General features: G+C 59.1%; 1 protein-coding gene. It reads right to left on the minus strand.

What is annotated here, in order from left to right:
* Positions 1-565 (minus strand): NAD(P)(+) transhydrogenase (Re/Si-specific) subunit beta (locus FQ755_RS06000; protein ID WP_144152104.1); only part of this gene is annotated, 565 nt, incomplete at both ends.

Genomic DNA, 565 nt, shown 5'->3' on the forward strand with positions numbered 1-565 from the left:
GTCGTACGGCACGCCAGCCTCTGCCAGCAGGACGTTCATATGGCCCGGCATGCGCCCGGCGACCGGGTGCATCGCGAACTTCACGTCGACATCGGCCGCCTGGAGCAGTTTGACGAACTCGTAGAGCTTCTGTTGCGCCTGGGCGACCGCAAGGCCATAACCGGGAACAATGATGACGCTCGAGGCATAACGCATGTTGATGGCCGCGTCGGTGGCATCGGTCGCCTTGATGTTTCCATGCATCGCGCCGGGCTCGCCTGCCGGAGCATCACCAAAGTTACTGAACAGCACGTTCGACAGAGAACGATTCATCGCCTTGGCCATTAGCACCGTCAACAGCGTGCCGGCAGATCCGACGACCATACCTGCGATCATCAATGCAGGACTTGCTAGTGTGTACCCCTCGAGTCCCACCGCAAGCCCTGTGAAGGCGTTGTAGAGGGAGATAACTACCGGCATGTCGGCCCCGCCGATCGGAAAGGTCATAAGCATGCCAAATAAAATAGCGGATGCGAAAAACGCGATAGCCAGCACATGACCGGAAGCACTTGCGTGCGGCACAACC

The sequence above is a fragment of the Paraburkholderia sp. BCC1885 genome (assembly GCF_900996235.1).
In the GTDB taxonomy this organism is placed as follows: domain Bacteria; phylum Pseudomonadota; class Gammaproteobacteria; order Burkholderiales; family Burkholderiaceae; genus Paraburkholderia.